The organism is Burkholderia savannae, from assembly GCF_001524445.2.
Classification (GTDB): domain Bacteria; phylum Pseudomonadota; class Gammaproteobacteria; order Burkholderiales; family Burkholderiaceae; genus Burkholderia; species Burkholderia savannae.
Map to the genome: position 1 here is coordinate 1381408 of NZ_CP013418.1, position 13423 is coordinate 1394830.

Annotated in this window: 11 protein-coding genes; all 11 read right to left on the reverse strand. The window is 67.6% G+C overall.

Translation table 11 applies throughout. From position 1 onward, the window contains the following. Positions 1–356 precede the first annotated feature (356 nt). Positions 357–632, reverse strand: coding sequence for a hypothetical protein (locus tag WS78_RS27255; RefSeq protein WP_059579720.1), 276 nt, complete (start codon positions 630–632; stop codon positions 357–359). Between the two features lie 311 nt (positions 633–943). After that, positions 944–1255 carry a hypothetical protein gene (locus WS78_RS27265; RefSeq protein ID WP_059579704.1) on the reverse strand — a complete coding sequence of 104 codons (312 nt, stop codon included), beginning with the start codon at positions 1253–1255 and terminating at the stop codon, positions 944–946. Between the two features lie 147 nt (positions 1256–1402). Next, entirely contained in the window at positions 1403–1762 is a 360-nt protein-coding gene (locus WS78_RS27270) for a DUF6277 family protein (RefSeq protein WP_038755417.1), read from the reverse strand. Between the two features lie 58 nt (positions 1763–1820). Then, positions 1821–5324, reverse strand: coding sequence for a type VI secretion system membrane subunit TssM (gene tssM / locus WS78_RS27275; RefSeq protein WP_038755419.1), 3504 nt, complete (start codon positions 5322–5324; stop codon positions 1821–1823). Continuing rightward, positions 5321–6976, reverse strand: a complete 1656-nt coding sequence (gene icmH / locus WS78_RS27280) for a type IVB secretion system protein IcmH/DotU (protein ID WP_059579700.1) — start codon at positions 6974–6976, stop codon at positions 5321–5323. Before icmH ends, tssM begins: the two co-directional genes overlap by 4 nt. Before the next feature lie 82 nt (positions 6977–7058). Beyond that, positions 7059–8420, reverse strand: a complete 1362-nt coding sequence (tssK, locus tag WS78_RS27285; protein WP_038755423.1) for a type VI secretion system baseplate subunit TssK — start codon at positions 8418–8420, stop codon at positions 7059–7061. Further along, entirely contained in the window at positions 8417–9010 is a 594-nt protein-coding gene (locus WS78_RS27290) for a type VI secretion lipoprotein TssJ (protein WP_038755425.1), read from the reverse strand. The genes tssK and WS78_RS27290 overlap by 4 nt, the downstream gene beginning before the upstream one ends. Before the next feature lie 5 nt (positions 9011–9015). Then, on the reverse strand, positions 9016–9405 hold the full coding sequence (locus tag WS78_RS27295; RefSeq protein WP_038755427.1) for a DUF4150 domain-containing protein: 390 nt from the start codon (positions 9403–9405) through the stop codon (positions 9016–9018). 36 nt (positions 9406–9441) lie between these two features. After that, the gene (locus WS78_RS27300; RefSeq protein ID WP_038755428.1) at positions 9442–10134 is read right to left on the reverse strand and encodes a DUF3540 domain-containing protein; all 693 of its coding nucleotides are present in this window, start codon (positions 10132–10134) and stop codon (positions 9442–9444) included. A 2-nt stretch (positions 10135–10136) separates the two neighbouring features. Then, positions 10137–11207 carry a pentapeptide repeat-containing protein gene (locus WS78_RS27305; RefSeq protein WP_038755430.1) on the reverse strand — a complete coding sequence of 357 codons (1071 nt, stop codon included), beginning with the start codon at positions 11205–11207 and terminating at the stop codon, positions 10137–10139. Then, positions 11207–13423: a DUF2169 family type VI secretion system accessory protein gene (locus WS78_RS27310; RefSeq protein ID WP_059579696.1), complete on the reverse strand. Its 2217-nt coding sequence runs from the start codon at positions 13421–13423 to the stop codon at positions 11207–11209. Before WS78_RS27310 ends, WS78_RS27305 begins: the two co-directional genes overlap by 1 nt.

Sequence of the window (13423 nt, forward strand, 5' to 3'; positions counted from 1 at the left end):
GGTCTCCAGCGCCTCTATCTCGCATGACGCCTCTTGATGGAATAAATACTTTCCGACGTCTTGCCGCCCGAATTACCGTTGCGCGGCGACGTGTGTTATTGAACCGAGGATTCTGCGATGCAGCATAAGATATCGAATCCTAAATGTAAACATTTTTAATTCGATTTTCATTTTTCGAAGCAAGTTTCGAAAATGCACTCTCTTATCACCATCATGTCGATATGGAATTATCGAATAAGCCCAATCGAGCATTTACGGCACCACTTTTGAAAAACGACATCGCACCCTTATCTCGATCCGAGCGCACACGCGAGAATCGCCGCCGCCGAAACCGCGCCGGCGCACGCGGGCCGAGCTCAACGTCCGCCGTTCGCGAGCCCCATGTACATCACGCGGCTATTGTCCGCCGGGTCGACCATCACCCGCACTCGCTCGCCGACGCGCGGGATATTCCCCAAATCGATGAATTGCTTGATCGTCACGTCCCACGATGCGCCATTGTGGTGAATGCGCAGCTCGACGCGCATCATCGGCACGTTATTCAGCGTCACACCGGTTTGGCCGATATTCACGACATCGGCCACGGCCTCATAACCATTCTTCACAACGGTCTGAGCCCGAACCGACGACATGACCGTCGACAAAGTCATTGACGTCGTCACTACCACGAAAATCAAGACAATCGCCACCAATACGCCGACGACGCTGATTATCGAAGTCTGGAACATAAATGCGCTCCCTTTCCGTCAATAAGACACTCCTGGTTGATTTCGAGAAGAGCCTCGATTACTCCCCCCGTAAATCGACGGTTATACGATAGTTTCATGATCGTTCAATCAGCTTTCGCGACGAAGACGCAACGCGCCACACGTCGCGAAAGCCGTCCGACCCGCCGCATCGCCCACATGGCGGCCTGCGGCCGGCTCGATGCGCGGCCGCTCGGTTACTTGCGCGCTTCGTTCAGCGTCGCGTCGCTCGTCTCCTTAGTGGACGAGGTCGACGAAGTCGTCGGAGTCGACGTGGCCGCCGCCGACGACGACGGCGAGCGCACCGAATCGATCGCCTTGCGCGTGCGCGTCGACGTTGCCTGCACCGCCTCGTCGGTCGCCGAGCGCACGCCCTGGTTGACCTGCGACGTCGCCGCCTGCGTCACCTGCTCCTTCACCGACTGGAACAGCTGACCCAACTGCGCATGGCTGCTCATCGAGATGAGCCCCACCACGATCCCCGCCACGATTTGCTTCGTCATCGACATCTCTCCATCCTCACAAAAGATTGAAACGGGCGCGCCGGCGCGCGCCCGGAATTCGCCTGTGCACCGCCAGGCGTCGCGCGGCGCGCGACGACGCCCGCGCGCGAAGCGCGCCGACGCCGACGCAGCTGCCCACGCAGCCGAACCGCATCACTTTCCGGTCCTGAACGGCGCGAAGAAGATCGACGGCATTTCCTCCGGGAAGCCGACGGCGTTGGTCGGACGCAGGTCGCGCATGTCGACGTTGAAGTCGTAGGTCTTCTGACGCTGCTGGTTGTCCTGGTGGATCATCACCTGCTTGTCGACCGCGGACTTGATCGACGACATGTGCTCGAGCATCTTCGAGCCCACATCCTGCACGTTGCCGATCAGGTTGCTCGCATTGCTCGACGACGCCGTCGACAGATTCGGAATCGAATCCATGAACGGCTTGGCCATCGAGCCGCTCGCATCCTGCCCGTACTGGTGCGCGTTATTGCATGCGGCGAAGATTTCCTTCGGATCAATCATGTCTTGCTCCTTTTCAATGTGCGCGCCCTGCGGCGCATGAATACCGATGCTCGACGCATCACGACGGACACCTGAACGACTGCAGGATGCCCGACCATATCGGCGACGGCAGCGTGAGCGCCTGCCATTCGATGCGTACCGTGCCGAGGCTCGTCTGATACAGCCGCTCGCGACGGTCCGCCGTACCCGTGCCGCCGATCGCCTGCCCCGCGTCGAAGAAGCGGAACAGCGCCCACGGCCCGTCGAACTGCAACGTCGTCATCCGGCCGTCGACGGACTTCAGTTGCAGCTTGATCGCGAGCTGCGTGTTCTGGTTGGTCCAGTCGATCCGGTGCGGCGACGTCACGCCGTGCGCGAAGCGCAGCGTCTGTCCGCCGACCACGAGCTGCGCTTCGGACAACTGCGAATCCATGTCGATGAAGCGCAGCACGGTCGACACACGCAAGTGCCCCGAATCGTCGAGCATCGCGCCGCGAATGCGGTCGGCCGTCTCGTACGAATTGAGGACCGACTGGCTGACCATCCCGTTCGGCCCGCCGTTCGAGCGCAGCGCCTGCCACGGCTTCGCGGACGTGTCGACGTACGCGGCGAGGTGATCGCGGAAGTACGTCGCCATCAGGCCTTGCGAGCTGAACAATCGTTCGAAGTCCTCGACGCCCGCGTCCGCCTGCGTGTTGCGGCGCAACGGATAGCGGCCCGTGAAACCCTGATCGCAGACCATCTTCGTCGCGCCCGCCGCGCCGCGATTGAGCAACGCGCCGGATTCGCGCGTCGTCATCGTGCTGCCGCTGCTCACGAGGTCGAGCATGATTCCGCGCACGGGCTCCGGCTGACGCGCGGCCGTCTCCTTCAGCCGCGAGAACGCGTCGTACTGCGCGGGCAGCACCTGGCCCGCCTGCAGCGCGCCGTTGACGAGCCCGAGCTGCCGATACAGCGGCTCGAACAGGCGCGACAGCGGATTGGTGGCCACCGAGCTGTTGCGGTTCAACTGCGCGGCGAGCTGGCGGATCGCCTGGAAGTGCTCTTCGACGACGTGCTCGGGCAGCAGCACGGTCCGATAGTGCTGGCCGCTCAGCTCGCCGACGATCTGCCGCCGGCCCTTCTCGAAGCGGTACTTCTGCCGATCGATCCAGCTGTCGATGTTGCCTTCGTCGCTCGCGCCCGTGAGCGTCGTCTCGCGCGCGGCGAAGCGCAGCAGGTTCGCGAGCGGCGACTGCGCCTCCATCATCGCGGCCGCGAGCTGCGACGCGTCGTCGAGCCCCGTCACGCCGCGCACCGTCACGTCGTTCAGGAAGTTCTGCCAGGCGCCGATGTAGTCCTGAAGGAACTGGTTGCGCGCGGAATCGGCGAGCTTCTGCACGAGCCCGTCGATCTGGAAGCTGTTGCCCGACAGCGTCTCGTCGCGCAGCACCCAGCTCTCTTCCTCGAGCATCGCGCGCGCGCTCTTCTGCAACCTCGGCAGGAACACGTCCGTGTAGCCCGCGCGCGTGAACCAGCCGGACACCGCGGTATCGGTCGACGGCACGTTGCTGCGCATGCGCAGGCTCATCGCCGCCTCGAAGCCCGCCGCGCGCGACAGCGAAATGTCGTTCACCTGCTGCGGCAGCCCCTGTGCGTGGATGTGCTGCAGCACGCGCGTGACGAGCGGAATCTGCGCGGCCTTCGCGCGCGCCGAGCGCACGAGGTTCGCGTCCTCCGGCGTCGCCGGCACGTTCTTCAGCGATATCAGCGTGCGCACGTGCGCGAGCAGCGAGCGCCGGTCGTCGTCCGAGTACTGGCCGCCCGACAGCGTGTCCCAGCGGCCGTCGAGCCAGCGCACGACGTCGTCCGCCGAGCGTCGATCAGGACGGCAAAGCATCAGGTAGACCTTCAGCGTCTGGTAAATGTCGCCCGGCGTGCCGTCGACCTGCGACACGAGCGTGCGCCGCACTTCGTTGTACAGCTCCGGCATCAGCATCTTCTGCAAGTGCCGGTAATAGGTGTCGCGCGCCGTCTCGGCGACGAGCCCGTGCTCGAAGTACGGCGTCGCCATCCCCTGCGCGGCGTCCTCGGCCTGCAGCTGCGCGTAGCGCATCTGGTTCGCGATCTCGATGAGCGTCGAGCCGCCGTCGTTACCGTACGACGCATCGGCCTGCGCGAGCCGCTTCGCCTCGGTGAACTGCGCCCACACGCCGTCGAGGTAGTCGCGCTCGGTGACGTAACCCCAGCCGAACCACAGCAGGAGGCCCAACACGACGATCGGCACCGCGCTCCAGCGCAGCGCGTCGCCCAGGCGGCCGCGCCACGATTTCGGGCCGCTCGGCCGCACGGCGTCGCGCTCGAGCGACACCTGCCGGATGAGCGGCGTCCACAGCTCGTTCAGCGACCGCGACGGCACCGGCAGCCCCGCCGCGCCGGCGCCCGCCGCGGCCGCCGGATGCGCATCGGCGAGCTCGGCCATCGAGCCGAGCCACACGCCGCGCAGCCGCGCGGCCGTACGCGTGTCGCCCGGCGCGAGCGCGACGTGCAGCCATGCGACGAGCGCCTTCTGCATGCGGCTCAGCGTCTCGACGAAGCGCAACTGCGCATGGTTCATCGACACCTCGGTCGCGGCGGGCGCGGAATACAGCACCTGCTGCTGCACCCGCTGCTGCAGGCCTTGCAGCGCGTATTGCCACGTCGCGTCGGCGCGCGCGGCGTCAGCCTCGGCGCCGTCGTCAGGCAGGCTGAAGCCGACGCCCCTCACCCACTTCGACGCGTCCAGCAGCGACAGCGTCGACACCGCGCCGTCGAGCCGATCGAGCCCGTTCAGCGCGACATACACCTGCACCTGCTGACCGAACGCCTCGTGCATCTCGTCGAGCCGCGCGCGCACCGAGTCCGCGAGACGCTTGCGCGCGTCGAGCGGCGCATCGATCATGTCGACGCCGTCGAGGCACAGCACGACGCCGCTGATCGGCGCGCCCTTGCGCAGCCGGCGCATGCCGCGCAGCAGCTTGCGCCAAGCTTCGAGCTCGGCCTCGTCGACACCCGCGCGCAGGCTCCAGCGGCCGCCGACATCGAACCACACCGCTTCGCGCGTGATCCGGAAGTTGAAATCGTCGCCGCGGCCGTACGTCGCGTCGGAGCCGAGCACGCGGTCCTGCACCGAGCCCGACACGTTGACCGCCTTCGCGACGAAGCTCGTCTTGCCACTGCCTTCCGAGCCGAGCACCAGATACCACGGCAGCGTCGCGCGATGCTGGCGCGTGAGCGCGCCGACCCAGCGCTTCCAGCGGCCGCGCGGCTCCTTCTGCCAGCGCTCCTTCAGTTGCTGGTCGAGGGTGCGCAGATGCTTGTCGACGAAATCGAGCTGCTTCGTCTTCGGCGCGACCTTGACCTGCCGCGGACTCATCGCGAGCCGCGCCCAAAGGCGCGCGAGCGTCGGCCAGAAGCCCCAGATCAGCACCAGCGCGACGAGGATCTCGCGCACCCACACGGGGCCGAGCGGGTGATAGATGCCGAACGCGAAGAGCGGCCCCACCCACCAGATCAGGATCGCGATCAGGATCGCCGCGAATACTCTCAAGCTCGTGCGAATCATGGTTGACGGCCCTCCGTCGTCGCATAAGGCAGTTGTCCTTCAGGCGCGATCTCGACGCCTTCCGGCATCGCCGGGCGCATCGGGACCTGGCCGGGCTTCTCCGGCTGCTGCAGGTTCAGGTTGCGGTCGTGGCGCTGCGCGCCGTCGGGAATCACCTTCCACAGCACGTCGACGCGGCGGTTGCGTTCGTACGCGGCGGGCGTCTTTGCCGTGTCGATCGGCTGCCCGTCGCCGCGCCCCGAATACTCGATGTTGCGCTGCACCGAGTTCTCCGGCGCGCGCGCGCCGCCCGGCAGCGCGGTCTTGCGCAGTTCGTCGGCGACGGTGCGCGCCCGCGCTTCCGACAGCGCCTGGTTGTCCGGGAACTCGCTCGTGCGAATCGGCCGCGAATCGGTGTGGCCGATCACCTCGAGGTCGCCCGGCCACGGCGCGAACGCGAGGCCGAGCCGCTCGATGTTGTGCATGAAGTCCGGTCGCACGTTCGCCTTGCCCACGTCGAACGCGCCATCGCTCTTGAACACGAGCAGCCAGCCTTGCGGATGCTTGTACGCCGTGAGCCACCCTTCCGTCAGGATCTGCGGCAGCGGCGGCGGCAGCGTCTCCGCGATGTTGATCGTGCGCGTGGGCGGCATCCACGCGGCGAGCGCGTTGCGGATCGGCCGCCCCTGCGAATCGAGCCACAGGCTGATCGCGCCGTAGGCGAGCGCCAGCACGCCGAGCGCGACGACCGCCGCGCGGCCGGCCGTCCACCACGAGCGGCGCCGCTTCGCGGGCGTGACGAGATCGGTGCCGAGCGGCTCGGGCGGCACGTGATGCCAGATGAGCGCATGCAGCTGCGAGCGCAGGTCCTGCAACAGCACGTCGCCGCGATCGAGCACGCGGTAGCGGCCCTGCCAGCCGAGCGACAGGATCAGTTCGTAGAACGACAGAAGCGAGATCGGCGGCTCGGGGGCCTTCATCCAGCGCGACAGGTCGGCGAACGCGTCCTCGCCGCCCCACGCGTCGTCGTGGAATTCGACGAGCAAGCTGCGCTCGCCGTCGTAGACGACCTGCGAGTGCTCGCGCGCCGAATCGTTGACGGTCTCGTCGAGATACGTGCAAAGCAAGTACGACGCGTCGCGGATCTGCTCCCATTCGCAGCCGGAGCCGGCAAGCCGCTCGCGGTAGAGCCGCACTTCGAGCCCGAGCTGCGTGCGGATCGCGGCCTGGTTGAGCGGCCCGGCCGCGAGATGCCGCTGCAATTGCAGCACCGCGGGCAGCGCGTGCGACACGAACGGGTTGTTCCAGCTCGCCTGCTGCAACCCCGCCTTCATGATCGCGGCCTGCTCGCCCTGCGGGTTGTAGACGACGGGCGACGCCCCGCGCGTGTCGGCGGGCGCCGCGGCGCCGCCCGGCACCGGGAATTGCAGCACGGCGGGATTGCGGGGCGAGCCGTCGGCATGCGGCAGCGCGTCGCTCGCGGGATGCGCGCTCGGCGCGGCGGCCGACGATGTGAAGCTCGGCGCACCCGAGCTCGCCGCGCCGCCCGACGCGGCGACGTTCGTCGTGCCGGTGGTCGACACGGCGGAACTCGACATCGCCGCGCTCGACAGCGACGACAGCGTCGGAATCCGCGTCGCGAGATCCGGATTCGCCGCCGCGCGATCGAGCATGTTGGACGCCATCGATACGCGGCGCAGCGTGGTGGACAGGTTTCGTAGCAGGCTCATAGCAGATTGCGTCTCATGTCGTGGGTCACGCCACCTTGCCGTCTCTCAGCCCCCAGGCTTCGAAGCGAAGATCGGGGAAATCGCCGACGATGCGCAGCGCCATCGCCGAGCCGGCGAGGGTCTGCTTCCAGAACGGGTCGGTCGATTCCACTTCGAAGTACGTGCTTTGGGCGTAGTAGGGAATCTGGCGCGGGGGATTGGGCAACGCGTTCAGACGCGCGCCCGGCAGTTGCAGGTCCACGAGCTTCTGGATCTGCTCGACGGCGCCCAGCTTCGTCTGCTGCGGCAGCAACTGCCGCAGCTTCTCCGCCGGCATCGCGGCCGAAAACGCGAAAATCAGTTTCTTCAGGTTCCACTGCTTGTCGATGATGCAGATGTGCACCTGATCGCCGCGATCCTCGAAGCGCAGCGGCAACACCGGCGTCTCGATCACGCGCGCGAGCGCCTGGCGCAGCATCATCGCGAGCGGCTCGAAGCTCGTCTGAAGATCGTCGTGGTTGTAGCCGAGCTCGCGATCGGCGAGCTCCTCGTCGACGCCCGGCAGCACGCTCAGGCGCCCGAGCAGGCCGACGAGCTCGTGGTACAGCATCGCGGGCGGCAGCGGATCGAACGCGTCGAGGTTCGCGAGACGCATCCGGTACTCGGCGATCGCCTGGCGCAGCAGCAGCTCGATCAGATCGGCGACGCCGCCGCCCGTCGACAGCACGCGCTGCGCTGACGTGCTCGCGAGCCGCACGCGCAGCGTGCTCTGCAATTCGTCGATCAGCGAGCGCAGCACGAGATGCGCGCGCGTGTCGAGCAGCGGCGGGATGAAGCGCGGATCGAGCGACACCGTGCGGCTCGCATTGCGGCCCGCGACGCGCGCGATCGGCAGCGCGACTTCATCCGAACGCAATTGCGACTTCCAGCAAAGGCGCGAAACGAGCTGGCCCGTCTCGATCGTCAGGCGCCGCGGCGTGCCGGGCGCGTCGAGCCCGACCGCGAGATCGGGCACTTCGGTCGACACCGCGCGATAGCGCGACGCCGATGCGACGTCGCCGAACGCCATCTCCGGGCCGCCCGTGCGCGCGGCTTGCAGCGCGAGGCACGCGATGTCGCCCGCCTGCGCGAGCTCGGTCTCGAGCGGCGGCGGCAGCGGATCGTCGGACGGCAGCGAGAACGCGGTGCCGTCCTGGAACACGCCGCGCGCGTGGCGCAGCCCGAGCCTGCCGAGCCCGAGGCCGTCCTGATCGAGATCGAGCAGCGTGAAGCCCCAGCCGTGATTCGACGTCTGACCGAGCCGCAGTGCGGCCTGATGCGCGAGATGCCGCTCGAGCTGCTGGAAGTGCTGCGTCTCGATCAGCATGCCGTCGCTCCACGCGACCGGTCCTACCGGCAGACTACTCATTGCCTGCTTCTCCTTGTCCCATAGGTGGTTTTCGTCTTGCGCTCGGGCGGCGGCTCGTCGATGCGCACGGCCGATGCGGACATCACACCGCCGACGGGCACCGGCCCCGGCAACAACGCGTTGTAGATGCCGTCGCGGTCAAGCCAGACGGCCATGTGAATCAATCCGCGGCCCTCGACGCGCACGCGCAGCGGCGCGTAGTTCGCCGGCCGACGCGCGTAGTCGGCGTCGGCGACGAGCCAGAGATCGCCCGAGCGCGGCAGGCTCAACGAGAACTGCAGCACCTGGTTCGGCGCGATCACGTGGCGCGAATCGGCGACGACCGTGCTGTCCTGCCCGCGCGATGCGCACGACGAATCGTCGCCGCCCTGCGTCGGCAGCCAGTCGGCCGCGGTCACGACGTACACGCACGTCTGAATCGGACGCGCCTCGCCAGCCGGCGCGGCGTTCAGGCGGCCGCCGCCGACGAGCGTCACGTGCAGTTGCCGCGGTTCTTCCGGCTTCGACGACGAGAACGCCGAACAACCGGCGAGCACGCCGAGCGCGAGCGCCGCCGCGATCGATTTGAAGGGGCCCATCTTGCGACGCACGATGTTCAGCTGAGAGTCATCGTGATCGTCTGCGACGGAACAGCGGAAAAACCGGCCGTGTTCTGGTTGTTCGGCAGGTTGGTGTCCGTGAGCCGCGTCTGCGGCGCACCCTGGATCATCACCTTGCTCGAGCCTTTCGCGTGTCGCGACGGCCCCGACACCGTGCCCGACGCAACGCCGCCCATCGAGCCCGGCTCGTCGCTGTGAGTGACCGGAATGATCGTGTTCAGGTTGTGCACCGGACCGCCCGCATAGATGATGTTCGGCACGTTCGGCACGGCCTCGGGCTTGTTCGCGATGTTCGTGTACGGCATGGGAATGGCGAGGGGCGGCGTCTTGCAGACGTCGTTCCCCGGCGCGATCGCCATCCCCCCGGCTGAGCAATTTGCAAACATGACTACCTCCTTCAAGAAACCGGGCGCGAGCGACGCTCAGCCCATGTGAATCTGGCCTGCGTCGATCTTCAGCAGCGACGCCGCGGTGACGACCGCGCTCTTCGCGTGCATCGCCATGTGCCGCTCGGTGTGGACGACCGTGCTGCCCGCGTGCGTCGCGTCGGTGCCGCTCACGTGCGTCTGGCGCTCGGCCGCCGCCTGCGTCACCACCTGCGCGCGGCTCGCGAGCTGCGCGGCCTCGAGCGACAACCGATCGCGCGCCTCGACGCGCACGTCGCGCGCGCGAAGCGCGACGTGCGCGTCGCCAAAATCCAATAAGACCTCGCGGTTCTTCTCACCGCGCTTTTCGCCGCCCGCCGCGCCGCGCTCGAGCACCGCGAGCACCCAGCAGTGCTCGCCTTCGCGGCAGATCTGCACGAGATCGCCCGGCTCCGGCGCGACCACGCAGCTCACCGCCTTCCTCGCGCGCAGCACGACGCCCGGCTGCACCGCGACGGGCCATTCGCCCGCCGCCGTGCGCTTGCCGTCGATGCGCGCGAGCGTCGTCGACGCGGCGGCGGGCGAGGACGATGCCGGCGCATCCGCCGGCTCGGCTTGCTCGCATGCCTTCTCATCGCGCACGCGCGCACCGCCCTTCATGATCCGCGTCAGCGCGTGACGCGACGCCGCGTCGTCGTCCGATTCGTATGCAAGCGCGTCGTGCGCGACAACCATTTCCCGCATGCTCATCGTCAAACTCCTCTTGCTCCCGGTTGGACTCGTTGCCACCAAAGCTGATCATCAGCGCCGGTGGCTTCCTCGAATACCGCATCCCGCGTGTCGGCCGCCGCCCACACCGGGCGAAGCTGGCCGATCAGATTGCCGCCTCGGCAATCGGCGCCGCGCAGGTCGACGCGCTCCAGATGCAGGCCGCGTGCATCGAGCTGCTGCAGGTGCGCGCCGGACAGGTTCACGCGCGTGAGCCACGCGTCGCGCAACGCGATCCGCTGCGCGCGCACGCCCTGCAGCGAGCTGTCCGACACGCTCGCGCTGTCGAAGATCGCCTGCGGCAAGTCGCTGTTCGTCACGGTCAGGCCGTTGACGGTCGCATGATCGAAGCTCGCGAGCGGCAGCCGGCTCGCGTGGATCTCGCCCGTCGCCCACGTGCTGTGCGACCATGCGGCCTGCTTCAGCTCGCAGCCCTGCACGGTCAACCGCTCGATGCGCGAATCGATCCAGCGCACGTTGACGCCGCGGCATTCGACGAGCACCGCGTGCTGAAAGCCGCTTTGCCCTGCGATCAGGTTCTCCAGCCCGACGGATTCGAGCCGCAGTTCGGCCAATTGGCTGCCGATCCACGACGTGTCGCTCCAGTGCCCGCCGCGCAGCGTGACGCCCGCGTAGTCGCCCGCGACGAGCGACACGTGCGCGCCGCGCACGCTGTCGAACAGCCAGCGCGCGCCCTTCGACTGCGCGCACACGACGTCCTTCAGCAAGCTGCCCGTCCACGTGCCGCCCTCGATCTCGCATTCGCTGAACGACACGCCTTGCAACGCGCTCTGCGTCCACGCGCTCGCCCGGAGCCGGCTCGACTCGTACGTGAGCTTCATCAGCTCGCAGCGATCGAAGCGGTTCGCATCGAACGTGCAGTTCACGAAGCGCAGGTTCGACAGCCGGCAGCCCGTCCATTCGACGCGGTCGAAGTGGCAATCGACGAACAGCGTGTCCGCCAGCGCGACGTCGCGCTGCGGCAACGTGTAGTGCTGCCCCTCGACGACTTCGGGCAGCGGCGGCGGCGGCACCGTCGAGCGGATCTTGCTCATCACACCCTCCTCGGCACGTCGAGCTGGCCGGCGTTCAGATTGCCGCGCCACGCGCCTGCTTCCGGCGGGTGAATCCACGACGTGCGGACCCGAACGAGATTGCAGTCGCGCATGCGCGTCTGCCGCATGTCGGCGCCATAGAACATTGCCTCCTTCAGCGAGCAGCGGTCGAACGACGTGCCCGTCAGTTGCGCGTGCATCACGTTCGCGCCGTCGAGCACCGTGCGGCTCCAGTGCGACTGCTGCGCATGCAGATGCTGCGCGTTCAGTTGCATGAACGAGCAGTGGTCAACCTGCACGCGGTCCGCACGCAGCTCCTGCAGGCTCGACGACTTGAGCACGCAGTCGGTGAGCCGCGCGCCGTTGATCGACGTGCCGTGCGACAGCACCGCGAACGTGAGCATGCTGCGCTGCCAGACGCTCGCGGACAAGTCGGTCAGCAAAATGCTCGGCTTCGCGAGCGTGCATTGCGACACCGCGAGGCCCGCCATCGCGCATTCGACGATCGCGAGATCGTCCGCGCGCACGCGCGTCCAGGTCCAGCCGGGCGCGCTCACCTCGGACCACGACACCGAGTTCCATTCGACATCCTGAACGTCGCCGCGCACGCCGCCGCGGCCCTGCACCGACAGCATCGACCACGAGCCGCCCGCCACTTTCAGATCGTCGAGCCGGCATTCGTCGATCGAGATCCGCTCGATCTCCACGTTCAGCCACGCACTGCGCTCGAGATTGCAGCGCTGGATCTTGCCGCCCTTCCACCAGCCGTCGCTCATCTTCACGTCGGCGAACGAGCAGTCGACCGCATGCACCTGATTGAGCCGGCAGTTCGTCCATTCGCTGCGATCGAGCGTGCAGCGCTCGAAGCGCACTTCGTCGAACTTCCAGCCGTCGAAGCGCAGCGACGACAGATCGGCGTCGCGAATCGTGACGTTCGCGAGCTCGGGCGTCTTCGCCTGACGCAGCCGCGTGCGCCAATTTTCGCCGCCGCGCGGCGCGCCCGGCAGCTTCGCGCTGCGATTCGCTTCCTCGAACGCCGACAGCCGTTCGCTTGCGTCGCGCGCCTCGACGAGCTGCCGACGGTTCTGCTCGACCCGCGCACGGACTTCTTCGTAGCCGCGCGGCGCCGGTGCGAAGCGCGGATGGTCTTCCGTGTCGAGGATCATCTCCCAGGTCCAGCCCCTCGCGACAGCGGGCATCAGTTCGTGATCCGCCTGTTGCAGCGGATCGGTGCAGTTCAGGTCCGCGCGCTGATCGGCGAATTTCATCACCGCGTCGACGTCGATCCGCTCGGCCTCGTCCTTGAATGCGGTGACGAGCATCGTCGGGCTGTCGTCGAGCAGGAAATCGAGCGCGACCGCGCCGTTCCACCACAGCACGCCGATGCCGCGATCGGGCAGGAACCACACCGTCTGCTGCTTGAACGACAGGCGCTCAATGCCCGGGCGGCCGTTGCGCGTCACGAGCGCGACGGGCACGAGGCGCGGCAGCTCGCCCGCGAAGCCCTCGCCCTGCGGCCCGAAGCCGCTCAGCTCGAAACGCGCGCCGGGCGTCCAGCATTCGCCGCGCGCCCATTGATCGGACGCCGCCTGCTGGAAGAAGCGCAAATCGACGTTCGCGGGCCAGCCCATATGCGTGCCGTCCTGCGCCATCGCGTCGACCGTGCCCGGCCGCGTCGGCATCCATTGCGTGCGCTCGGGCCAGTCGCTGCCGATCGCGCCCATCGCCGCGAGCGGCGATGGGCCGACGCCGAATGTGCGCAGCTGTTGCAGCGGCGGCGTGCCGGACGCCACGCCGAACGGGTTTTCCTGCGCGCCGCCCGCCGCCGCATGCCGGTGATCGATCGCGATGCGCGCGAAGCCGCCCTGCGCATGCTCGTCGCCGAGCTGCGTCGCGCACGAGACGACTTTGCGCACGCCGTCGAACTCGACCCATGCAGTCCAGTCGACATTGCGCGAGCTCGCGCCGGGCCCGACGGAATGCGTCGAATGGCCGGCGAGCAGCCATTCGGCGCGCTGCTTCGGCAGTGCCGATTCATACAGCGGCAGCGACGGCGCGGCTGCCTTCAGCGCTTCCCAGACAGCCGCTTCGTGTACGAGGATCGACGGCTGATCGAGCCTGAAGCCCATGCCGATGCTGATCCCGAGCATCGGCTGCGCGCCGATCTGCGTATTGGTCGTGGCCACGAGGGCCGCTTGTGGTTTGATATGTCGCAT